Genomic DNA, 22,600 nt, shown 5'->3' on the forward strand with positions numbered 1-22,600 from the left:
TATAAATTCACTCAGTTATAACCGCGTGCCAGCCACCCTGACCCTTGCGGGCGTCGCAATCGGGGAAGCCGACGAATCGACAACACGACAGGACGCGCGATGCCGCATTCCCTCGCTGCCCAGACCTCCCCCCGCGACACCGCTTTGCCGTGCCGCCCCGGTGCCAACGAGATGGTGCAGCGGTGGCAGGATGTCGGCGGAATCGAAGGGGTCAGCCTTGAATGGATGCTGGACCGTGCGCGCGCCGCTCAGGAGGCCACGACATGACGCTTCAGCCAAAGACGATCGAGATTGACAGCAGCGCGGGCGATTTGCCCACCTATGATGCCCAGCATCTGGTGATGAACGGCGATCAGGCCCGGATCGTGCTGGATGACAAGGTTTATACCCTGCGCATCACCCGCGCGGGCAAGCTGATCCTGACGAAATGAGCGCGGCGCCCCACAATCGCGGCGGCGCCCCGGTGGGGCAGGTGGCCCATATGGAGGGGCTGGAGGCCGCGTCGGTGCTGTATCTGCGCCTTTGGTGCGACAGCGCGGGCAGCCGACAAGCGGTGCGCGATGATTTCGCGCAGGCGCTGGGCCCCGATCACGGGGGCGCGGCGGCGGATGCATGGGACGCGCTGATGGAGCTGTGCACCGAGCATTGCCGCCGGCCGCTGATGCGCCACGCGGTGACGTGCAGATGTCTTGGCGCGGACGAATCGTGCTTTGCCAATTTTATCGCCGCCGCCGCGACGGGCGCGCGCGAGGACGCGATGCTGATGGCAACGCTGATCGTGCGGGCCGACATGGCGCCGGTCTTTACCTCGCTTGCCTGCGAATGCGGGCTGGCCCTGAAATGCATGGCGCTGGCCGCGCCGCGCGACATGGCACGGCGCGCCGCCGCGCCTGCAACACTTCACTAAAGGACTGAATATCGCATGACTCGCCTCTTTCTCAGCACGACCGCCCTTGGCCTTGCCCTGACGCTGCCCGCCTTTGCCGCGACCAAATCCGAGGTGCTCGGCACCTATGCCGACATCGCCGCCGCCGGGTATGAGGACAGCGCCGCGGCAGCCCGCCTGCTGAAGGAAGCGGTGACGGCGCTGACCGAATCGCCCTCGGCCGAGACGCTTCAGGCCGCGCGCGCCGCGTGGATCGCCGCGCGGGTGCCCTACCAGCAGACCGAGGTTTACCGTTTCGGCAATCCCATCGTCGATGACTGGGAGGGCAAGGTAAACGCCTGGCCGCTGGACGAGGGGCTGATCGATTATGTTGATGCGGCCTATGGCGGCGCATCGGACGAGAACGATCTGAAGACACTGAACGTCATCGCCAACCCGATATTCACCCTGTCGGGCACCGAAATCGACGCGACCGAGATCACGCCCGAACTGCTGTCGGGTACCCTGCACGAGGCCGACGGGGTCGAGGCGAACGTGGCCACCGGATATCATGCGGTCGAATTCCTGCTCTGGGGACAGGACCTGAACGGCACCGATCCGGGCGCGGGCCAGCGGCCCTGGACGGATTACGCCAGCGGCGAGGAGTGCACGAACGACAATTGCGATCGCCGCGCCGATTACCTGACCGCCGCAACCGATCTGCTGATCTCCGATCTGGACTGGATGGCGGGCCAATGGGCCGAAGGCGGCGCCGCCCGCGAGGCCGTCACCAGCGACGAAAATGTCGGCATTTCCGCCATTCTGACCGGCATGGGCAGCCTCAGCTATGGCGAGCAGGCGGGCGAGCGGATGCGTCTGGGCCTGATGCTGAACGATCCCGAGGAAGAGCATGATTGCTTCTCCGACAACACCCATAACAGCCATTACTATGACGGGCTGGGCATCCAGAACGTCTATATGGGCGAATATGTCCGCATCGACGGCAGCTTGGTCAGCGGTCCGTCGCTGTCCGATCTGGTCGCCGAAAAGGACGCGGCGCTGGATGCCGAGATGCAGGCCAAGCTGTCGCGCACCATGCGCGCGCTGGGCCGGATCAAGACGACGGCCGAGGCGGGAACGGCCTATGACCAGATGCTGGCGCGCGGCAACGCGGCGGGCGAGGCGCTGGTGATGGGCGGCGTCGATGGCCTGATCGACCAGACCCGAGCGATCGAGCGGATCGTCACCGCACTGGGCGTGGATGGTATCGCCTTTGAGGGCTCCGACAGCCTTGATGACCCCGATGCCGTTTTCCAGTGACCCGCGCAAAGCCAAACGAAAAAAGAACATGATGATGACACGCAACACCACCCCCCGGGCCCTTGGCCTTGTCCTTGGCGCAACCACTGGCCTGATGTCGGCGGTGCCTGCGCTGGCGCTGGAATACGGCCCGTTCACCGCCGAAATCTCGGTCGAGATCGAGAACGATACCGTTGTCGACGCGAGCGATCCCGCGCTGGAGATCAGCGATACCTACGCCACGATCGAGGCCGCCATTGCCATGGCCATCGGCACGTCCTCGTCCCTGAACCTTGGCCTGACATTCGAGCCGATCATCGACGCGACCCGCGACCGCGCCTTCGAGGATCACGGGCTTTATGCCGAGGAATTCTACTTCAATCACGATTTCGGCGCCGCCGAGATCATCCTGGGCAAGTTCAACCCCGCCTTCGGCGTCGCATGGGACGAGGCGCCCGGCGTCTTCGGCACCGATTTCGCCGAGGATTACCAACTGACCGAGCAGATCGGCGGCGCGGTGCTGATCCCCTTCGATATCGGCGCGTCGAACAATTATCTGTCGGTGGCGCTGTTCAACGCCGACCGCTCGATCCTCAGCAAATCGCTGGGTCGCAGGCGCGGCCAGAACAGCCTGCCCGTCGGCGGCGTCGGCAACACCAGCGGCCCCGAGAGCATCGCCGTGTCGCTGAACGGCGAGATCGGCGAGACGACCTATAATATCGGCGTGCAGAACCTGGCGCGCGGCGCGGGCGACACACATGACCAGACCGGCGCGGTCATCGGCATGGCGCATACCTACGATCTGGGCCGCCCCGTCGCGCTGTTGGCGGAAATGGCCTATTTCACCGATTTCGGCGGCACCTCGGCCAGCGCGCGTTATGGCACGGTCGGCCTTGCCGCGCCCTTCGGACCGGTCACGATGTCGGCGGTCTATACGAACCGCGATATCGAGGGCGCGCGCACCGATCATCTTGCCACCCTCGCGGGCGAGGTCGAACTAGCCACGAACCTCTTTGCCTCGCTCGGCTATCGCTACGGGTTCGAGGACGGGGACGAAACCCACACCATCGGAACGGTCATCGCGTACCAGTTCTGAACCGGCCGCGCGCCAACAGGAGATGCACCATGATCGTCTGTCACTGCCAGAACATCACGAACCATGACATCGATGCCGCGATCAACTGGATGAGGGCCGCGGATGCCACCGCCCTCATCACCCCCGGCAAGGTCTATCGCGCGCTGGGCAAATCCGCGGATTGCGGGGGGTGCATGCCGCTCTTCCTTTCCACCATGCGCAAAAATGATAACATGGAAGTTCCCATGACACTTCGCGGCCTGCGGGCCGGACCAGCAGAGGAATTCCACGATGAACGGCGACAAGAAAGCAATTGAATACCTCAACACCGCGCTGCGCGCCGAGCTGACGGCGGTCAGCCAATACTGGCTGCATTTCCGCCTGCAAGAGGATTGGGGCCTTGGCCACATGGCGCGCAAAAGCCGCGAGGAAAGCATCGAGGAGATGCATCACGCCGACAAGCTGATCGCGCGCATCCTGTTCCTCGGCGGGCATCCGAACCTGCAAAAGCTGGATTCGCTGCGTATCGGCCAGACACCCAAGGAAACGCTGGAATGCGATCTGGCCGCCGAACACGAGGCGCGCGAGCTTTATGCCGAAGCGCGCAAATATTGTGAAGAGGTCGGCGATTATGTCTCCAAGAACCTCTTCGAAGAGTTGATGGCCGACGAAGAAGGGCATATCGACTTTCTCGAAACGCAGCTCGATCTGCTCGAAAAAGTGGGCGAAGAGAAATATGCGCAGCTCAACGCATCGAAAATGGACGAGGCGGAGTAGCCTTTTCGCGGCGCTCATGCTGGCCGGCCCGTTGGTGGCCGGTCCGCTGGACGAGCCGCATCTCGACATCATCCCCCGCACGGACGAAGAGGCAGGGCGCATCGCCCGCGTAACGCAGCCGGATGAAGATTTCACCAAACCCGCCAAGTTCGAAGAACTGCCCGCAGGCGCGGCAACCGTGCGCGTGCGCAACACCGCCGACGCGTTCTCGGACCCGTCGGGCAACATCACCTTCGAGAACGAGCTGAAATTCAAGGTCGGCAACGGGCTTTTCCGCAAGATCTGGGTGTCCTCGCCCTCGTCCACGCTGGCCTCGGACGGGCTGGGGCCGCTGTTCAATGCGCGTTCCTGCCAGCGCTGCCATATCAAGGACGGGCGCGGCCATCCGCCCGAGGACGGTGACGACAACGCCGTGTCGATGTTCCTGCGCGTGTCGATCCCCGATGATGCTGCCGCGATTACCGAGATCGAGGAGTATCTGGGCACCGCGCCCGACCCGACATATGGCACGCAGTTGCAGGACCATGCGCTGCCCGGCATCCCTGCCGAATACCGCATGCAGATCGCGTATGAGGAAATTCCGGTCGAGTTGTCGGGCGGGCAGGTGGCTAGCCTGCGCAGCCCCACCTACACCGCCGCCGATCTGGGCTATGGCCCCTTGCACGCGGACGCGATGCTCAGCCCGCGCGTGGCGCCCCAGATGATCGGTCTGGGCCTGCTTGAGGCGATCCCGGCGGCGGACATTCTGGCGTGGGAGGATCCCGGTGACGCCGATGGTGATGGCATTTCGGGCCGCGCCAATATCGTGTGGTCCGTGGAATACGACATGCCGATGCTGGGCCGTTTCGGGCTGAAGGCCGGCACGCCGACGGTGCGCGAGCAAAGCGCCGGCGCGTTTGCCGGGGACATCGGCATCTCCAACCCGCTCTTCGCCGATCCGTTCGGCGAATGCACCACCATTCAGGACGCCTGCCAGACCGCCCCGCATGGCGACGGCGACGACCGCGAATTCGAAGTGGACGCCGAGGGGCTGGATCTGGTGACGTTCTACAGCCGCAATCTGGGCGTTCCGGCCCGCCGCGATGTGGCCGCGCCGCAGGTGCTGCGCGGCAAGCAGGTGTTTCACCAGACCGGCTGCGCGTCCTGCCACCGGCCGAAATTCGTCACGCATCGCCTGAACGATCAGCCCGAACAGAGCTTTCAGTTGATCTGGCCCTATACCGACATGCTGCTGCACGACATGGGCGAGGGGCTGGCCGACAACCGCCCCGAGGCGCGCGCGAACGGGCGCGAATGGCGCACGCCGCCGCTGTGGGGGATCGGCCTGACTGGACGTGTCAGCGGGCACACCTATTTCCTGCATGACGGGCGGGCGCGATCCTTGCTGGAGGCCGTGCTGTGGCACGGCGGCGAGGCGCAGACCGCGCGTGATACCGTCGCCGCCATGCCGCCGGATGACCGCGCGGCGCTGATCGCCTATCTGGAAAGCCTTTGACATATGCGCCTTGCCGCCCTCTGCCTTGCCCTGATCCTGCCTGCCGCCGCCACCGCCCAAAGCGCGGCCGAGCTGGTCCAGAACGCCGTAAGCCAGCATATCGTGCCGCGCTATGACGCGTTGGCCGCGGCGGGCGCGCGGCTGAAGGCGGCGGCCGAGGACGACTGCGCGGCCGATGCGCAAGGTCTTCGCGCCGCATGGAACGACGCGTTCGATGCGTGGATTTCGGCCAGCCACCTGCGGTTCGGCCCCGCCGAGACGGGTGATCGCGCCTTCGCGCTGGCGTTCTGGCCCGATACGCGCGACATCACGCCGCGCACGCTGCGCGGGCTGATTTCCAGCGCCGATCCGGTGGCGGGCAGCGCCGAGGATTACGCCGATGTCTCCATCGCCGCGCGCGGGTTTTATGCGCTGGAGCTGATGCTTTATGACCCGGACATTCAGGCGCTGGGCGACGCGGCCTATCGCTGCCAGCTGGTGCAGGTGATGAGCGCGGATATCGCAAATGTCACCGCCGCCATCGCGTCGGGCTGGCATGACGGCTATGCTGAGACGATGATGCACGCGGATGGCGGCCCCTATCGCGGCACGGACGAGGCCCTGCAGGAGCTGTTCAAGGCGCTGACTTACGGGCTGGAGTTCACCGCGGATACGCGCCTGGGCCGCCCCCTCGGCACCTTCGATGCGCCGCGCCCGAAACGGGCGGAGGCGTGGCGCTCGGGCCGCTCGCTGCGTAACGTCGTCCTGTCGCTGGAGGCGCTCAGGGATCTGGGCGTCCTGCTCGCCGCGCCCGATGCGCAGATGGCCGATGCTCTGGGGACCACGTTCGACGTTGCGCTCGGCGATGCCGAGGCGCTGGACGATCCGGTTTTCGCGGGCGTCGCGGACCCTGTCGGGCGCTTGCGCGTCGAATCCCTGCAGCAATCCATCGGCCATGTGCGCGAGATCGTCCGCGATGATCTGGGCCCCGCGCTGGGCGTTGCGTCAGGCTTCAACGCGATGGACGGGGACTGAGGCCGTGGCCAGCCGGCGGGGATTCATCGCGGGGCTTTTGGCGACGGGACTGGCGCCTGCCGCCACCTGGGCCGACGCGGGCGCGCCAAGTTGGCTGTCGGCGGCGGGGCTGCCCGATGGCGGCTTTGTCCTGTGCGGCATCGGGCCGGATCTGAACCTGCGGTTTCGTATCGCGCTGCCCGGCCGGGGCCACGCCGCCGCAGCGCACCCCACCCGCCCGGAGGCGGTCGCATTCGCCCGCCGGCCCGGCACTTTCGCCGTCGTGATCGACTGCGCCGCCGGGCGCCAGACAGCGCACCTTGCCGCGCCGGAGGGGCGGCATTTCTATGGTCACGGCGCATTTTCGCTGGATGGCCGCTGGCTTTATACCACCGAGAATGACTATGACGCGGCGCGCGGCGTTATCGGCGTCTGGGACGCGGCGCATGGCTATGCCCGCGCGGGCGAGTTCGGCAGCGGCGGCATCGGCCCGCACGAGATCCGCCGCACGCCGGGGCGCGAAACGCTGGTCGTTGCCAATGGCGGCATTGAGACGCATCCTGCATCCGGGCGCACCAAGCTGAACATCCCGCTGATGCGGCCGAACCTCAGCTATATCGAGGATGGCACCGTGGTGGACAGCGCTGCGCTGCCCGGCTCGATGCACAAGGGATCGATCCGGCACATCGCCGTTTCGGCCTTGGGCGAGGTTGCGTTTGGCCTGCAATGGCAGGGCGGCGAGGATGGTCCGGCGCTGGTGGGGTTGCACCGGCGCGGGACGCCGCCGCGTCTGTGCACCGCGTCCGAGGCCGATCTGCGCGCCATGCAGGGGTATGTCGGCAGCGTTGCCTTTACCGCGGGCCAGCGCGACGTCGCGGTCACATCGCCGCGCGGCGGATTGGTGCAGACATACAGCGTGGCGGACGCACGCCATACGGCCAGCACATCCATTCGCGATGCCTGCGGCGTCGCGCCCTGCCGCGGCGGGCTGCTGGTGGCCTCCGGCACGGGCGCGTTGCAGCGCATCGGCCAAGAGGCGGCGCGCGCCGACCATGCAGCGCTGATGTGGGACAACCATTTGGTCGCAGTCTGAGCGCCCGCCTGCGCCTTGCGGCGCGCCGCGACAGGCGATAGGCACGAGGTGCAGACCTGCATAGCGGCACCGACGCACCGGACGGCTCATGAGCGATCAATCCCAACCCTCCCTTCTGGACGAGCTGCCCGGCGATCTGCTGATCTGGGTGCTGATCATCAGCGAACTGTTGGTGTTCGGCGCCGGGCTGGCGGCGTTTCTGGCGATGCGCATGACCGACCCCGCGGGCTTTGCCGAGGCGCAGTCGCATCTGCACCGCACCGGCGCCGCGCTCAACACCGTCGTGCTGATCACCAGTGGCTATCTGGCCGCCCTCGCCCCGCGCTATCGGATGGGAACGCGCCGCCGCGCCGCGCGGATTGCGCTGATCTCGTCGGCGCTGCTGGGGGCGGTATTTCTGGTCATCAAGGGCATCGAATATGCCGACAAGGCCGCGCAGGGCATCAGCTTTGAGACGCATGATTTCTTCATGTTCTACTACCTGCTGACAGGGTTTCACGCGGCGCATGTGATCGCCGGAATAGTCGTCTTGTTGCTGGTTGCGTGGCGGGATTCGGTGGATAACATCGAAATGGGCGCAGCTTTCTGGCATATGGTCGATCTGATCTGGGTGCTGCTGTTTCCCATCATCTATCTTTTGGCATGAGCGTGATGGACAAGCTCGATCTCACACGCGCGTGGCTTGCCCTGCTGGGGCTGAGCGTCCTCAGCACGGTGGCCGCGGCGGCGATCAGCGCGGGGTTTGACGCGCGCGTTGCAGGCGTCATCGTGATGGCGCTGGCGCTGATGAAGGCGCGTCTGATCCTGTCGCAGTATCTGGGGCTGGCGGATGCGCCCTCGTGGCGGCGGGGTTTCAACGCGGCGCTGATCGTGTTCGTGCTGATCGCGCTGGGGCTTTACCTGATCCCGTCGCCCTGACCGTCGCGGCCGTGGGCGCGGGCGTGCAAGGCGCGCATGCGGCCCGCCAGTTCCTCGATTGGCCCCTCGACGGGAACATTGGGCGCGATGCGTGCGATGCCCAGTTGCGCCACAGGCCCTTTTTCGACGCCGAGCTCGGCCATCCAGCCCGCCAGTTGATCGGTGGAATGGATGAAAACGACAGGCCCCAACCCGGCCCAGCCATGCGCGGCCGAGCACATCGGACAATGCTCGCCCGAGGTATAGACGGTGGCGGCGGCGCGCGCCTCCTCGCTCAGGTTCTGGGCGGCCCAGCGGGCCAGCTCGAACTCCGGATGCTGGGTGGGATCGCCCGTGCGCGCGCGGTTGCGCGCCTCGCGCAGGACGCTGCCATCCGCGCCCACCAGAACCGAGCCGAAGGGCGCGTCCCCGGCCTCCAGCGCCTCTTCGGCGAGGGCGATGCAGCGGTTCAGGTGATCTTCGCGACTCATGGGGGCGCTCCTTTGCGAGGGTTGCAGGCAGCAGCCCAACCCGGCGGCGCGCGGGCAGGTTCCACAATGCGGTGGCAATCGACAATGTTTGAAAACTGGTCGGGCTGAGAGGATTCGAACCTCCGACCCCCTGCTCCCGAAGCAGGTGCGCTACCAGGCTGCGCTACAGCCCGACCGTGGCGCGAGCGATAGACGAGGGGCGCGGCGTTTGCAATCCCTCAAATGCGCGGCGCCGGCGAGCCCGGCGCCGCGATCCGGTCAGAGGCTCGCGTCCAGCGCCTTGATGATCGCATCGCCCATCTGCGCGGTGGTCAGGGGCGTGCCGCCCTCGGGGCCCATCAGGTCAGGCGTGCGGGCGCCACCCGCGAGAACGGCCTCGACCGCGCTCTCCAGCCGTGTCGCCTCATCCCCCTGATCGAAGGAATAGCGCAGCGCCATCGCAAAGCTGAGGATGCAGGCGATCGGGTTTGCCTTGCCTTGCCCGGCGATATCGGGGGCCGACCCATGCACCGGCTCGTACAGCGCCTTGGGGCGGCCATTGGCCATCGGCGCGCCTAGGCTGGCCGAGGGCAGCATCCCCAGGCTGCCGGTCAGCATCGCGGCGGCATCCGACAGGATATCGCCGAAGAGGTTGTCGGTCACGATCACGTCGAACTGCTTGGGGTTGCGGCACAGCTGCATCGCGCCCGCGTCGGCATACATATGGCTCAGCTCGACATCGGCATAGCTTTCGGCGTGAACCTTGGTCACGACCTCGCGCCAGAGGATGCCCGATTCCATCACGTTGGCCTTTTCCATCGAGCAGACCTTGCCCGACCGGCGGCGGGCCAGCTCGAAGGCGGCGCGCGCGACGCGGTCGATCTCGGACGTGGTGTAGCGCTGGGTGTTGATGCCCACACGCTCGCCGTTTTCCTCGAAAATGCCGCGCGGCTCGCCGAAATAGATGCCCGAGGTCAGCTCGCGCACGATCATGATATCGAGGCCCGCGACGACCTCGCGCTTGAGACTGCTGAAATCGGCCAGCGCGTCAAAGCACTGCGCGGGGCGCAGGTTGGCAAACAGGTCCATCTCCTTTCGCAGGCGCAGAAGGCCGCGCTCGGGCTTGACGGAAAAATCCAGGTCATCGTATTTCGGCCCGCCCACGGCTCCCAGCAGAACCGCGTCCACCTCTTGCGCCTTGGCCATCGTGTCATCGTGCAGGGGCGTTCCGTGCTTGTCATAGGCGCAGCCGCCGACCAGATCGGTGCTGACGTCGAAGGGCAGATCGCGCTTGGCGCCGTACCAGTCGATGACCTTGGTCACTTCGTCCATGACTTCGGGACCAATCCCGTCGCCGGGCAGGATGAGAAGAGAAGGGGTGCTCATGCGGGCCGTCCTTTTGCGATGCGATGCTGTTGGCAAATCGGGTATCGCGAAGCAGGGCGATGGTCAAGAAAGGGCGCGCCGCAGCGGATGAGCTGCCGGGCAGGCGCGGGGGTCAAGGCGGCGCCATGGCCGCCTTGACCGGATCCCTTAGGCCGGGTTCGGCAGGATCACGATTTCGACGCGGCGGTTCTGCGCCTTGCCTTGGGCGGTCAGGTTCGACGCGATGGGCTGATCCTCGCCTCGGCCGAAGGCGTTGATGCGGTTGAACCCGACGCCCCCGTCCATCAGCACAGCGGCCACCGCGTTGGCGCGGCGCTCCGAAAGCTTCTGGTTGTATGTGGCCGAGCCGGAATTGTCGGTGTGGCCGACCACCTGAACCGAGCTGCCGGGGTGATTTTGCAGACTGTCAGCCACGGTCAGCAGATCGCCGCGCAGCGCGCTGTTGACGTTGGCGCTGTCGACAGCGAACAGGATGTCCTGCGGCAGCGTCACGATCAGCCGGTCGCCGGTGTTGTTGATCAGCACGCGGTCGTTGTCCAGATCACGGCGAAGCTCGGCCTCCTGCTTGTCAAGTGCGTTGCCGATGGCCGCGCCGCCCAGCGCCCCGATGGCGCCGCCGATCAGCGCGCCCTTGCCCTTTTTGTCGCTGGCCGCGGCGCCGGTAACCGCCCCGGCGAGGCCGCCGATCAACGCGCCGGATTGTGTCTTGTTCGTCGGGCCGCCGAAGCCGCCCATGTTCTGCCCGTCACAGGCGGCGGTCAGTGTCAGCGCGCCGACGGCGGCGATCAGAAGGGATTTCTTTGCTCGGATCATGGTGGAAAAGCCTCATAATGTCTGCCCGGCTCTGTCCGGACTCTGGCGCCGACTATAGGCAGACGCGCGCCGATGCCCAACACGGAAAATCGCGGAAATCGGCAGCAATCCGCGCATTTCGGACCCCTTCAAGCCTCGGCGCGGGCGCTTTCCCAGGCCAGGATGCCACGCTTGACCTCCAGACCCCAGTGATAGCCGCCAAGGCCCCCCGATTTGCGCAGCGCCCGGTGGCAGGGGATCAGCAGCCCGACGGGGTTGCGCCCGACCGCCGTGCCGACGGCGCGCACGGCCTTGGGGTGGCCGATGGCCTCGGCAATATGGCCGTAGGTGGTCACATGGCCCGACGGGATTGCCAGAAGCGCCTCCCACACCTTGATCTGGAAGGGCGCGCCGATCATGTGCAACGGCGTGGCCTGCTCTGCCGCTACGCCGAACGCGCTCGCGACCCAAGGGCGCAGACGCTCCGGCGCCTCCACGAACGCCGCCTTCGGCCAGCGGCCTTTCATATCGGCCATCGTCGCGGCCTCTCCTGCCTCGGTGGCAAAGCCGATGCCGCAGATCCCCTTGGCCGTGCCCATCACCAGCGCGGGGCCGAAGGGGCTGTCGAACCAGCCCCAATGCACGGTCAGCCCGGCCCCCTTGCGGGCGAAATCGCCGGGGCTCATCGCCTCCCATCTTATGAACAGATCGTGCAGGCGCCCGGTGCCCGACAGCCCGGCCTTGTCCGCCGCCTCCAGCACGGTGCAGCGATCCGCCAGCAACGACTTGGCATGGCCCAGCGTCAGATATTGCTGGTAGCGCTTGGGTGACACCCCCACCCAGGCCGAGAAAAGCCGCTGGAAATGCGCGGCGCTCATGCCCATCTGGGCGGCCAGCCGGTCCAGCGTCATCCCCTCGCCGCCCGCGTCGATCAGATTGATCGCACGGCGCATGACGCCGAAATGATAGCTTTGATCGGGCTGGATGTTCATGGCGGCCTCCTCTGGCTTGCATGGATATCCTAGGCGCGCGGCGCATCCGCGGCGACCCGAATGTTGCGCAATGGCGCAAATCGCGCCATAGGGTTGGCCCATGAGCAAGCAACTCGATTATCACACGATCCGCGCCATTTTCGAGCGTTTCCAGCAGGCCGAGCCCGAGCCCGAGGGCGAGTTGCATCACACCAACGCCTTTACGCTGGTTGTTGCGGTGGCGCTGAGCGCGCAGGCGACGGATGCGGGCGTGAACCGCGCCACGAAGGATCTGTTCGCGATTGCGGACACGCCGCAGAAGATGCTGGATCTGGGGCTGGAGGGCGTGACGGAGCACATCAAATCCATCGGGCTTTTCCGCCAGAAGGCGAAGAATGTCATCAAGCTCAGCCAGATCCTTGTCGATGACTATGGCGGCGAGGTGCCCAATTCGCGCGCGGCGCTGCAATCGCTGCCGGGGGTGGGGCGCAAGACGGCGAATGTCGTGCTCAACATGTGGTGGAACATGCCCGCGCAGGCGGTCGATACGCATATCTTTCGCGTCGGCAATCGCACGGGGATATGCCCCGGCAAGGACGTGGTGCAGGTCGAGCGCGCGATCGAGGACCATATTCCGGCCGATTTTCAACAACATGCGCATCACTGGCTGATCCTGCATGGACGCTATCACTGCAAGGCGCGCAAGCCCATGTGTCCCACATGCCTGATCCGCGATCTTTGCCCCTACGAGGATAAAACCACATGACATCTTATCAGGCCATCGGCATCGGAAACGCCGTCGTCGACGTCATCTGCCGGAGCGACGACGCATTCCTTGAGCGTATGGAGATCGAAAAGGGCGTCATGCAACTGGTCGATGCGGCGCGCGCCGAGGCGCTTTACGAGGCCATGGACAACCGCGTGCAACTGGCTGGCGGGTCGGTGGCCAACACGATTGCCGGGATGGGCGCGCTGGGCCTCGGCACGGGGTTTCTGGGCCGCGTGCACGACGACGCGCTGGGCCGCGCCTATGCCGACGATCTCACGCGGGTTGGCACGGATTTCATCAACGCGCCGGTCGCGCAGGGCGAATTGCCCACCTCGCGCTGCATGATCTTCGTCTCGCCCGACGGGGAGAGATCCATGAACACCTATCTGGGCATCTCGACCGAGCTTGGCCCGGACGATGTGCCCGAAGACGCGGTGACAGGGGCCGATCTGCTGCTGCTGGAAGGATATCTTTTTGACAAGCCGAAGGGCAAGGCCGCCCTCGCCGCCGCCGCCGAAACCTGCCGCAGGACCGGCGGGATCGCCGGCATCTCGCTGAGCGATCCGTTCTGCGTCGACCGGCATCGCGGCGATTTTCGGACGCTCGTCCGCGGGCTGGACTATGTGATTGGCAACGAACATGAATGGGCCTCGCTCTATCAGACCGAGGATCTGGACAGCGCCCTTGCCGAAGCCGCGGCCAAGACCGGGCTCGTGGTTTGCACCCGGTCGGGGGCGGGTGTCATCATCCAGCGCGGGGACCGGCGCATCGACGTGCCGGTTCAGCGCATCGCGCCGGTCGATACCACCGGGGCGGGCGATCAGTTTGCCGCCGGGTTCCTCTATGGTCTGACGACCGGCGCAACACTCGACGTGGCCGGGCGAATGGGCTGCATCGCCGCCGCCGAGGTGATCTCGCATTACGGCGCACGGCCGGAAAAGGATGTGAAGGCGCTCTTTGCCGCCGAGGGGCTTATCTGACCGGGCGGCCACCTCTGGAGGAAGGCGCGCGATGCGATGGGACGATTTGGGTATTTTCACCAAGAAAAGCCGCCAAAGCGAAACTCTTTGACCTTTTCTTAACCATCGCCTGCCAGATTGGCAGGTGCGGTACAGGCTGGGGAGCCGATGACCGCCCAAGGAAAAGCCGCGCACCGCTGATGGTTTGCATCGGTGATGTTCCGAACGACGCCGGAAGCGGGGCGCGCACCCTTGTTTTTTCTTGGTGAAAATACCCAAGCGCCCACCGATGAAACGGGCGCAGGTGGCGCGGTCTAATCGCCCAGCTTCGCGTGGACCTCGTTCAGGTCGATCTCGCCGATGGGCATCTTGTTGGATGGATCGGCAAAGTCGTATTTGAACAGCTCGAAATCCTGTTTGTAGATCTCGTAAACCAGATGCATCGACAGATCGTCGAAATAATCCTCGACCGGGTGGGCGCGTTTTGGGCCGTGCCCTTCGCTTTCGTTGAAGCGGGGTATTGCCTTCAGGTCCACCTGATGGGGCGTCTGGATCGCGTTCAGCACATCCTGCATGCCGTCCTCGAACGCCTCGGTCCAGAAAATGCTGTCATAGCTGCCGCCATTGACGATGAAGGTGCTGACATGCCCGGACATGGCGGACCAGTGAATGTCGGGCTCCATCGGGCGGCGCCAGCGAATGGTATCGCGCGCGAACAGAAGGAACCGGCGGAAGCTGGCGATCTGGTCGAACTCCTGCTTGCCGTCCTCGCCGCCCACCTCGATCCCGTATTTCTGGACGAGCAGCGGGACCAGCTTGCCGCGATAGCGTTTGCCGTTGCGCTGGATGCCGCAGATCTTGTCGAAGAAACTGCTGAGGATGCGGGTATAGGGGTTGCGCACGCAGGTAAAGGCGTAGGATTTATGCGCCTTGACGTTGGCCGCGATCAACGGCTGACTGTCATCCATCGCCCATTTGTGCATCCCGCCCTTGGCGTCATGGATGTCACCGTCGAAGAATTCGCCGTGGTCGGAGTAATACATGATCTGCCCGATGGTCGAGCAGGCGCATTTCGGGACCACCCGATACACCACACTCTCGCTTTCGGTCATCCAGGTGCCGGGAAACCCCATTTTCGCCCCTTCGCCCTACCTCTGCCGCCCCGTTCGGGACTTATCGTTGCCATCTGTCATAAAACGCGAGAATTGCGGTTTCATTAACGGGTAATCAGTTTTATCACTGTAAACAATCAGCTTAACAAGGGCTAGTCTGTTTCCCAGTATGGCGAAGATCGCGTATATATTGCTGTGTCACAAGGACCCTGATGCCATCATCGCGCAGGCCCGGATGGTGACGGCGGTCGGCGACTGTATTGCCATCCATTTCGACGGCCGTGCGCAAGCCGATGACTTTCGCCAGATCCGCGATGCGCTGGGCGGCAATCCGAATGTGATCTTCGCCAGGAAGCGCATCAAATGCGGCTGGGGCGAATGGTCGCTGGTGCAGGCCAGTCTTCTGGCGGTCGAGGCGGCGGTGCGGGCCTTTCCGCGGGCCACGCACTTCTACATGCTGTCGGGCGACTGCGCGGCGATCAAATCGGCGCGCTATGCGCACGCGTTTCTTGACGCCGAGGATGTCGATTACATTGAGAGCTTCGATTATTTCGAAAGCGACTGGATCAAGACCGGCATGAAGAAAGAGCGGCTGATCTACCGCCACATCTTCAACGAGCGCAAGCACAAGTGGCTGTTCGATACGTCCTTTCACCTGCAGCAGCGCCTGGGGTTGCAACGCGCCATTCCGGCGGACATCCAGGTGCAGATCGGCAGCCAATGGTGGTGCCTGCGCCGCCGGACGATGGAGTGGATCCTCGATTTCACCCGCCAGCGCCCGGACGTCATGCGCTTTTTCCGCACGACGTGGATCCCGGACGAGACGTTCTTTCAGACGCTCGTGCGCCATATCGTGCCCGAATCCGAGATCCGCACCCGGACACTGACGTTCCTGATGTTCACCGATTACGGCATGCCGCAGACCTTCTACAACGATCATTATGACCTGCTGCTGGGGCAGGATTTCCTCTTCGCGCGCAAGATCAGCGCCGAGGCGGACGAGTTGAAGGAGCGGCTGGCGGCGCTTTATGCCGATGACGAGGCCGAGTTCCAGATCTCGAACGAGGGGCGGAACCTGTTCAAGTTCCTGACCGGGCGCGGCCGGATCGGGCGCCGCTTTGCCAGCCGCTTTTGGGAAACCGAAAGCACGCTGGGCCGTCACCGCGAGCTGATGATCATCGTGTGCAAGAAATGGCACGTGGCCAAGCGGCTGCTGGAGCGGGTCCGCCAGATCACGAACGTGCCCGCGACCGAATATCTGTTCAACGAAGAGGACACCGCGCTGCCCGATCTGGGCGGGATCCAGGCGAGCCTCGGCAAGCGCACGCGCCACCGGCGCGCCTTGATGCGGATGCTTTTCGACTATCACGAAACCGATCGCATGATCGTCTGCATGGACCCCGGCAATCTGGACCTGCTGGAGGATTTCTGCGGCGACCGCTCGATCACCCGGCTGCTGGAGATCCAGTGCGTCTTTTCCGACGAGTATCTGATCGGTCACGCGATGCGCGTCGGACTGGCTGGCGAGCAGACATCCGATGAGACACTGGCGCGCCTGCTGCCCACCATCCGGGGTGAGACGACCTATGAAAGCGACAAGATCCGCGATGCCGATTTCGAGCATCACTACATCATGCACCAGAACGCGAGTGACGAGGATAACGCCGTGCCGATATCCAAATTTCTCAGCATCGGCTACGACGCTGCGCTGAGCATCGCGCGCACCGACCACCTGTTTGCAGATTGAGGACAGCCAATGGCCCATGACTATGACGATCAGAACATTTTCGCCAAGATCCTGCGCGGCGAAATTCCGAACGATACCGTGCTGGAGACCGAGCATTGCCTTGCGTTCAATGACATCTCGCCGCAGGCGCCGGTGCATGTGCTGGTGATTCCCAAGGGCGCCTATGTGTCCTATGACCACTTCGCCGCCGAGGCCAGCGATGCCGAGATCGCCGATTTCACCCGCGCCATCGGCGAGGTGTGCCGCATCAAGGATCTCAGCGGCGCGGATGCGGCTGGCGGATTTCGCGTGATCTCCAACGCCGGGCCGCATGGCTCGCAGGAGGTGCCGCATCTGCACATGCACGTACTGGGCGGCCGGCCCCTTGGGCGCCTTCTGGACCGGGAATGAGCGCGCCCGAGCGTTTTGCCCGGACGCCGCCGCCACCTTATACGGCGGAAGCCGGTGAACAGTGAGACACAACGAAAAAGGGCGCCCCGAGGGCGCCCTGTTCCAAATTCGGATCAATCGTTCAGGCGAGCTGAAGATTTGTCGCCGACTCGCGGCCATCGCGGCCGGCTTCGACGTCGAATGTGACTTCCTGATCGTCGTTGAGCGACGTCAGGCCAGCGCGCTCAACAGCAGAGATATGGACGAATACGTCCTTTCCGCCAGATGCGGGGGCAATGAAGCCGAAGCCTTTAGTAGAATTGAACCATTTCACGGTGCCATTGGCCATCGTGAGATCTCCTTTAGTTTTCAACCTGTTCGCGGAAGTGCAACAGCGTGGCGTAGTCCGCCAGTATCGAGTTCGCTGAGGTCCGTTAGGGAAAGCAGGGGATCGACTGAAGTAACGCAGCCCGCCCCGTCTGACAGAGTGCGGGCCATCTGTCCATGACCAATCGCGCATGACGTCAGGTCATCATGAGTTGCAGCCTCGGTGGGGCAGTCCAAAGCCTGCCACACTGCATTGGGTCAGGTCGCAATCCGGCAGGGCGCGATTCCTGGGCGCCGCTGTGTCCCTCGCCGGACACGACAATTGGCGGTTGTTGCGCCATCTCATTCTGAGGCCAGGCACCGCTGAGTGCGGCAAGTGGGGCGGCGCGCCACAGCCTGTCACCTGCTGCGCGTCAGTTCCAGGAAAACGTCCTCAAGATCGGCCTGCTCGGTGCGCACGTCGCGGATGCGGATGCCGGCGCTGCGCACGGCCTCCAGCACATCCTCGGCGCCGACCTTTCCGGCGCTGTAGCTGAGCGCCAGCGCACCGCCGTCGCGGCGCGTGACCTCGATGCCATCGTGGCGGGGCAAGGCGGCGACCTCGCCATCGGGGACGATGATCATGCTGCGCGTGTCGAGCTTGGCCAGAAGGTTTTCGGTGCTGTCGCGCGCCACCACCTCGCCGTGGTTGATGATGGCGATCTGGTCGCACATCTGTTCGGCCTCTTCCAGATAATGGGTGGTCAGGATGATGGTCATGCCTTCGGCATTCAGGCGGCGCACGTTCTCCCACAGCATCTGGCGCAGTTCGATGTCGACGCCGGCCGTCGGCTCGTCCAGGACCAGAACATGAGGGTGATGCACCAGCGCCTTGGCCAGCAGAAGGCGCCGCCGCATGCCGCCCGACAGGGTGCGCGCATAGGCGCCCGCCTTGTCCTCCAGCCCGACCAGCGCGAGGATCTCGTCGCTGCGCCGCTGCGATTTCGGCACGCCGTAGAGCCCGGCCTGCACCTCCAGCGCCGCGCGCGGCGTGAAGAAGGGATCAAGGTTCAACTCCTGCGGCATGACGCCGATGGCGGCGCGGCTTTGACGCGGGTTCACGTCCTGATCGAAGCCCCAGATATTGACGCGCCCGGCGGTCTTCAGCACCAGCCCGGCAAGGATGTTGATGAGCGTCGACTTGCCCGCCCCGTTCGGGCCCAAGAGGCCAAAGACCGACCCCGCCGGAATATCCAGATCGACGCCCTTCAGCGCCTCCTTTTCAGGGGAGCCGCGGGTGCCGCCATACGTCTTGCGCAGGCCGCGTATTTCGATTGCATTGGCTGTCATGGTCCCCTTGCCCCGAGCGCTGCGTTCCATCATATACGTGGGGTAGTGGAAAAGCCTGCAAAAGGAAACGCCCAGATGGTGACCAAAGCGCCCGAAATCCGCATCGTCGATGACTATCGTGTATGCTGCGATGGCAGCGGGCCGGGTCTGGGTCATCCGCGCGTCTGGCTGCAGATCCCGCGCGATACCGGCTGGGTCGAGTGCGGCTATTGCGATTGCAAGATGATCCACCGCGATTTCGAGGGCAAGGTCTGAGCCACCGGCCGCCGGGCCTGTGGGGCCGGATGGATTTGAGTATTTCGACCAAGATGAAGCATGGGGCCATGGCGGGAGGCTGACGTTATGTCATTCGGAAAAGGGTGCCATCTGCACCTGATCGACGGCTCGGCCTTCATCTTTCGCGCCTATCACGCGCTGCCGCCGCTGACGCGCAAATCCGACGGGTTGCCCATCGGCGCGGTGTCGGGATTTTGCAACATGCTGCAGCGGTATGTGGAGGGAAATTCAGGGCCCGATGCGCCGACGCATGTGGCGGTGATCTTCGACAAGGGCAGCCACACGTTCCGCAACGATCTGTTCCCCGACTACAAGGCCAACCGCGAGGCAATGCCCGAGGAGCTGCGCCCGCAGATCCCGCTGACCCGGCGCGCAACCGAGGCATTCAACATCGCCTGCAAGGAGGTCGAGGGGTTCGAGGCCGATGACATCATCGCGACGCTCTCGGTGCAGGCGCGCGACGCGGGCGGGCGCGTGACGATCATCTCCTCGGACAAGGACATGATGCAGCTGGTCGGCGGCGGCGTCGAGATGCTGGACGCGATGAAGAACCGGCGGATCGATGTCGAGGGCGTCGAGGAGAAGTTCGGCGTCGGGCCGGACCGCGTGGTGGACGTGCAGGCGCTGGCCGGGGATTCGGTGGACAACATTCCGGGCGCGCCCGGCATCGGGGTCAAGACGGCGGCACTTTTGATCAATGAATATGGCGATCTGGATACGCTTTTGGAGCGGGCGCACGAGATCAAGCAGCCCAAGCGGCGCCAGACCCTGATCGACCACGCCGATCAGATCCGGCTGTCGCGCCAGCTGGTGCAGCTGGATTGCGACACGCCTCTGGATTTCGGGCTTGACGATCTGGAGGTGCGCGATCCGGACCCCGAGGTGTTGCTGGGCTTTCTGGCCGAGATGGAGTTTCGCACCCTGACCAAGCGCATCGCCGACGCGATGGACGCCGAGGCGCCCGAAATCGACGACACGCCGCAGGATGCGCCGGACGCGGGCGCGCCGGAGATGCCCGGCTTTGACGACGCGATATACGAGCATGTGGCGGACATGGCCGCGCTTCAGCCGTGGCTGGACCGCATTCGCGCGCGCGGCTACGTGGCGGTGGATACCGAGACGACCTCGCTCGATGAGATGCAGGCCGAACTGGTGGGTATATCTCTGGCCGTCGAGCCGGGGCATGCGTGCTACATCCCGCTGGCCCACAAGGGCGAGGGGGAGGGCGATCTGTTCGGCGGCGCGGCGCTGGCGGAGGGCCAGATGCCCGTGCAGGAGGCGCTGGACGCGCTGAAGCCGCTTCTGGAGGATGCGAGCATCCTCAAGATCGGTCAGAACATGAAATACGACGCCAAGATCCTGGCGCGGCGCGGCATCGAGATTGCGCCCTTCGACGACACGATGCTGATCTCCTACGCGCTGCATGCGGGCCTGCACGGTCACGGCATGGACGCGCTGAGCGAGCGCTATCTGAACCACACGCCGATCCCGATCAAGACGCTGCTGGGCGGCGGCAAATCCGCGATCACCTTTGACCGCGTGCCGGTGGAGACGGCGGTGAAATACGCCGCCGAGGATGCCGACATCACCCTGCGCCTGTGGACCGTGCTGAAACCGCAGCTGCACCGCAGCCGCGTCACCCGCGTCTACGAGACGCTGGAGCGGCCGCTGGTCCCCGTTCTGGCGCATATGGAGCGCAACGGGATCGAGGTGGACCGCAACGTCCTCAGCCGCATGTCGGGCGCCTTTGCGCAGAAGATGGCGCAGCTGGAGGAGGAGATTCACCAGCTTGCCGGGCGCAAGTTCAACGTCGGCAGCCCCAAGCAATTGGGCGAGATCCTGTTCGACGAGATGAGCCTCGACGGCGGCAAGCGGGGCAAGACCGGCGCCTATGCCACCGGCGCCGATGTTCTGGAGGATCTGGCGACCGAGCATGAATTGCCCGCCCGCGTGCTGGACTGGCGCCAGATCTCCAAGCTGAAATCGACCTATACGGACGCGCTGCAGGACCATATCGACCCGGATACGGGGCGTGTGCATACGTCCTATCAGCAGGCCGGCGCGAATACCGGGCGGCTGGCGTCGTCCGATCCCAACCTGCAGAACATTCCCGTGCGCAGCGAAGAGGGGCGGCGCATCCGCGAGGCATTCATCGCGCCCGAGGGCAAGGTGCTGGTCAGCCTCGACTACAGCCAGATCGAGCTGCGGATTCTGGCGCATGTGGCCGATATCGACGCGCTGAAACAGGCGTTTCGGGACGGGCAGGACATTCACGCGATGACAGCCAGTGAAATGTTCGGCGTGGCGATAGAGGATATGACGCCTGAGATTCGCCGCCAGGCCAAGGCGATCAATTTCGGCGTGATCTACGGCATCTCCGGCTTCGGCCTTGCGCGCAACCTGCGCATCCCGCGTAGCGAGGCGCAGGGTTTCATCGACCGCTATTTCGAGCGTTTCCCCGGCATCCGCGCCTATATGGACGACACGGTGGAATTCGGCAAAAAGCACGGGCATGTCCAGACGCTCTTTGGCCGCAAGATCCACACGCCCGAAATCGGCGCCAAGGGGCCGCGCGCCGGGTTTGCCAAGCGTGCGGCGATCAACGCGCCGATACAGGGCACTGCCGCCGACGTGATCCGGCGCGCGATGATCCGCATGCCGGACGCGATCGAGGGCCTGCCGTGCAAGATGCTGCTGCAGGTTCATGACGAATTGCTGTTCGAGGTGGATGAGGGCGCCGCCGATGCCGTCATCAAGGCCGCGCGCGGCGTGATGGAAGCCGCGGCCGAGCCGGTTGTCAAGCTGTCGGTGCCGCTGACGGTCGAGGCGGGGCAGGGTGCCAACTGGGCGCAGGCGCATTGAAGCGCTTCCTTGTCCTGCAACTGCGCCCTGAACGGGATGCTTCGGACGCTGAATATGCGGCCTTTCTGCAAAAGGGCGGTCTGGAGGCCGCGCGCACCCATCGCATCCGGCTGGACGCCGAGGCGCTGCCGCCGGATCTGGACCCGGCGGAGTATGCGGGTGTCATCGTCGGCGGCGGCCCCGGCTGCGTCAGCGACGCGCCCGAGGATAAAAGCCCCGAACACGCCCGCATCGAGGCTGCCGTGCTGTCGCTCATGCCGCGCATCACGGACTGCGATCTGCCGTTTCTCGGCTGCTGCTATGGCATCGGCATACTGGGCAAGCATCTGGGCGCCGCCGTGGGCAAGGGGCGCTATGGCGAGCCTGTCGGCACCGCCGATTGCACCGTCACCGAGGAGGGCCGCGCCGATCCCCTGCTGGCCGGCCTGCCCGCGCGGTTTGACGCGTTCGTGGGTCACAAGGAGGCGCTGGAGGAGTTGCCGCAGGGCTGCGCACATCTGCTGGCCGCGCCGAGCTGTCCCTTTCAGATGGTGCGCCACGGGCAGAACGTCTATGCCACGCAGTTCCACCCCGAGGCGGACGCGGATATCTTCCGCGAGCGGATCGAGATCTACCGTCATCATGGCTATTTCCCGCCTGACCGCGCGGGCGATCTGATCGCCATGTGCCGCGCCGCGAATGTGCACGCGCCTGAGTTGATCCTGCGCAACTTCATCCGGCGCTACGGCTAAGGCGCC

The 22,600-nt window shown here is 64.9% G+C and carries 26 protein-coding genes and 1 tRNA gene; 19 read left to right on the top strand and 8 right to left on the bottom strand.

All coding sequences use genetic code 11. The features are described 5' to 3' along the window. Window positions 1–99 precede the first annotated feature (99 nt). From DC366_RS19880 to DC366_RS11425, 12 genes are all read left to right on the top strand, one after another. The gene (locus DC366_RS19880; protein ID WP_165802890.1) at window positions 100–267 is read left to right on the top strand and encodes a hypothetical protein; all 168 of its coding nucleotides are present in this window, start codon (window positions 100–102) and stop codon (window positions 265–267) included. Continuing rightward, window positions 264–431 (top strand): hemin uptake protein HemP, encoded by a 168-nt coding sequence (gene hemP / locus DC366_RS11375; RefSeq protein WP_108692347.1) that lies wholly within the window; start codon window positions 264–266, stop codon window positions 429–431. The genes DC366_RS19880 and hemP overlap by 4 nt, the downstream gene beginning before the upstream one ends. After that, complete coding sequence (locus DC366_RS11380; RefSeq protein ID WP_108692348.1) at window positions 428–907, top strand: hypothetical protein; 480 nt, start codon at window positions 428–430, stop codon at window positions 905–907. Before hemP ends, DC366_RS11380 begins: the two co-directional genes overlap by 4 nt. Window positions 908–922: 15 nt before the next feature. After that, on the top strand, window positions 923–2,185 hold the full coding sequence (locus tag DC366_RS11385; protein ID WP_108692349.1) for an imelysin family protein: 1,263 nt from the start codon (window positions 923–925) through the stop codon (window positions 2,183–2,185). A 28-nt stretch (window positions 2,186–2,213) separates the two neighbouring features. After that, complete coding sequence (locus DC366_RS11390) at window positions 2,214–3,260, top strand: hypothetical protein (RefSeq protein WP_133176203.1); 1,047 nt, start codon at window positions 2,214–2,216, stop codon at window positions 3,258–3,260. Window positions 3,261–3,289: 29 nt separating this feature from the next. Then, entirely contained in the window at window positions 3,290–3,556 is a 267-nt protein-coding gene (locus DC366_RS11395) for a (2Fe-2S)-binding protein (RefSeq protein WP_108692351.1), read from the top strand. After that, window positions 3,531–4,016 carry a bacterioferritin gene (gene bfr, locus DC366_RS11400; protein ID WP_108692352.1) on the top strand — a complete coding sequence of 162 codons (486 nt, stop codon included), beginning with the start codon at window positions 3,531–3,533 and terminating at the stop codon, window positions 4,014–4,016. The genes DC366_RS11395 and bfr overlap by 26 nt, the downstream gene beginning before the upstream one ends. A gap of 16 nt (window positions 4,017–4,032) precedes the next feature. Continuing rightward, window positions 4,033–5,511 (top strand): di-heme oxidoreductase family protein, encoded by a 1,479-nt coding sequence (locus DC366_RS11405; protein ID WP_243405110.1) that lies wholly within the window; start codon window positions 4,033–4,035, stop codon window positions 5,509–5,511. A 3-nt stretch (window positions 5,512–5,514) separates the two neighbouring features. Beyond that, window positions 5,515–6,525, top strand: coding sequence for an imelysin family protein (locus tag DC366_RS11410; RefSeq protein ID WP_108692354.1), 1,011 nt, complete (start codon window positions 5,515–5,517; stop codon window positions 6,523–6,525). 4 nt (window positions 6,526–6,529) lie between these two features. Beyond that, entirely contained in the window at window positions 6,530–7,597 is a 1,068-nt protein-coding gene (locus DC366_RS11415; RefSeq protein ID WP_108692355.1) for a DUF1513 domain-containing protein, read from the top strand. 88 nt (window positions 7,598–7,685) lie between these two features. Next, complete coding sequence (locus tag DC366_RS11420; RefSeq protein ID WP_108692356.1) at window positions 7,686–8,243, top strand: cytochrome c oxidase subunit 3 family protein; 558 nt, start codon at window positions 7,686–7,688, stop codon at window positions 8,241–8,243. Between the two features lie 5 nt (window positions 8,244–8,248). Next, window positions 8,249–8,515, top strand: coding sequence for a cytochrome C oxidase subunit IV family protein (locus tag DC366_RS11425; protein ID WP_243405111.1), 267 nt, complete (start codon window positions 8,249–8,251; stop codon window positions 8,513–8,515). On the opposite strand, the gene DC366_RS11430 is transcribed toward DC366_RS11425, so the two are convergent. The 5 genes from DC366_RS11430 to DC366_RS11450 all read right to left on the bottom strand — a co-directional run bounded on the left by DC366_RS11430 (window position 8,494) and on the right by DC366_RS11450 (window position 12,134). After that, window positions 8,494–8,985, bottom strand: coding sequence for a nucleoside deaminase (locus tag DC366_RS11430; protein ID WP_108692358.1), 492 nt, complete (start codon window positions 8,983–8,985; stop codon window positions 8,494–8,496). The genes DC366_RS11425 and DC366_RS11430 overlap by 22 nt on opposite strands. Before the next feature lie 96 nt (window positions 8,986–9,081). Next, window positions 9,082–9,158, bottom strand: a tRNA-Pro gene (locus tag DC366_RS11435). Between the two features lie 85 nt (window positions 9,159–9,243). Continuing rightward, window positions 9,244–10,350 (bottom strand): 3-isopropylmalate dehydrogenase, encoded by a 1,107-nt coding sequence (gene leuB / locus DC366_RS11440; RefSeq protein WP_108692359.1) that lies wholly within the window; start codon window positions 10,348–10,350, stop codon window positions 9,244–9,246. 147 nt (window positions 10,351–10,497) lie between these two features. Further along, window positions 10,498–11,163: a YiaD family glycine zipper/OmpA-like lipoprotein gene (locus tag DC366_RS11445; RefSeq protein ID WP_108692360.1), complete on the bottom strand. Its 666-nt coding sequence runs from the start codon at window positions 11,161–11,163 to the stop codon at window positions 10,498–10,500. Between the two features lie 128 nt (window positions 11,164–11,291). Further along, window positions 11,292–12,134, bottom strand: coding sequence for a methylated-DNA--[protein]-cysteine S-methyltransferase (locus DC366_RS11450; protein ID WP_108692554.1), 843 nt, complete (start codon window positions 12,132–12,134; stop codon window positions 11,292–11,294). 100 nt (window positions 12,135–12,234) lie between these two features. On the opposite strand from DC366_RS11450, the gene nth reads away from it, so the two are divergent. Together nth and DC366_RS11460 are read left to right on the top strand one after the other, a co-directional pair. Continuing rightward, the gene (gene nth / locus DC366_RS11455; protein WP_108692361.1) at window positions 12,235–12,879 is read left to right on the top strand and encodes an endonuclease III; all 645 of its coding nucleotides are present in this window, start codon (window positions 12,235–12,237) and stop codon (window positions 12,877–12,879) included. Then, complete coding sequence (locus tag DC366_RS11460) at window positions 12,876–13,862, top strand: adenosine kinase (RefSeq protein ID WP_108692362.1); 987 nt, start codon at window positions 12,876–12,878, stop codon at window positions 13,860–13,862. Before nth ends, DC366_RS11460 begins: the two co-directional genes overlap by 4 nt. Before the next feature lie 293 nt (window positions 13,863–14,155). Here DC366_RS11460 and DC366_RS11465 read toward each other — a convergent pair whose 3' ends face one another. Beyond that, on the bottom strand, window positions 14,156–14,974 hold the full coding sequence (locus DC366_RS11465) for a sulfotransferase family protein (protein WP_108692363.1): 819 nt from the start codon (window positions 14,972–14,974) through the stop codon (window positions 14,156–14,158). A gap of 148 nt (window positions 14,975–15,122) precedes the next feature. Here DC366_RS11465 and DC366_RS11470 point away from each other — a divergent pair, with 148 nt between their 5' ends. After that, on the top strand, window positions 15,123–16,700 hold the full coding sequence (locus tag DC366_RS11470) for a DUF5928 domain-containing protein (RefSeq protein WP_108692364.1): 1,578 nt from the start codon (window positions 15,123–15,125) through the stop codon (window positions 16,698–16,700). 9 nt (window positions 16,701–16,709) lie between these two features. Beyond that, entirely contained in the window at window positions 16,710–17,090 is a 381-nt protein-coding gene (locus DC366_RS11475) for an HIT domain-containing protein (protein WP_108692365.1), read from the top strand. A gap of 121 nt (window positions 17,091–17,211) precedes the next feature. Here the strand turns inward: DC366_RS11475 and DC366_RS11480 are convergent, their stop codons facing one another. Beyond that, on the bottom strand, window positions 17,212–17,418 hold the full coding sequence (locus DC366_RS11480) for a cold-shock protein (RefSeq protein ID WP_108692366.1): 207 nt from the start codon (window positions 17,416–17,418) through the stop codon (window positions 17,212–17,214). A gap of 377 nt (window positions 17,419–17,795) precedes the next feature. Then, entirely contained in the window at window positions 17,796–18,725 is a 930-nt protein-coding gene (locus DC366_RS11485; RefSeq protein WP_108692367.1) for an ABC transporter ATP-binding protein, read from the bottom strand. 75 nt (window positions 18,726–18,800) lie between these two features. Here DC366_RS11485 and DC366_RS11490 point away from each other — a divergent pair, with 75 nt between their 5' ends. The 3 genes from DC366_RS11490 to DC366_RS11500 all read left to right on the top strand — a co-directional run bounded on the left by DC366_RS11490 (window position 18,801) and on the right by DC366_RS11500 (window position 22,594). Next, on the top strand, window positions 18,801–18,980 hold the full coding sequence (locus DC366_RS11490) for a zinc-finger domain-containing protein (protein WP_108692555.1): 180 nt from the start codon (window positions 18,801–18,803) through the stop codon (window positions 18,978–18,980). Between the two features lie 87 nt (window positions 18,981–19,067). Further along, on the top strand, window positions 19,068–21,863 hold the full coding sequence (polA, locus tag DC366_RS11495) for a DNA polymerase I (RefSeq protein ID WP_108692368.1): 2,796 nt from the start codon (window positions 19,068–19,070) through the stop codon (window positions 21,861–21,863). Further along, entirely contained in the window at window positions 21,860–22,594 is a 735-nt protein-coding gene (locus tag DC366_RS11500) for a glutamine amidotransferase (protein ID WP_108692369.1), read from the top strand. Before polA ends, DC366_RS11500 begins: the two co-directional genes overlap by 4 nt. Window positions 22,595–22,600 lie beyond the last annotated feature (6 nt).

It is taken from the genome of Pelagivirga sediminicola (assembly GCF_003072125.1).
Classification (GTDB): Bacteria; Pseudomonadota; Alphaproteobacteria; order Rhodobacterales; family Rhodobacteraceae; genus Roseovarius; species Roseovarius sediminicola.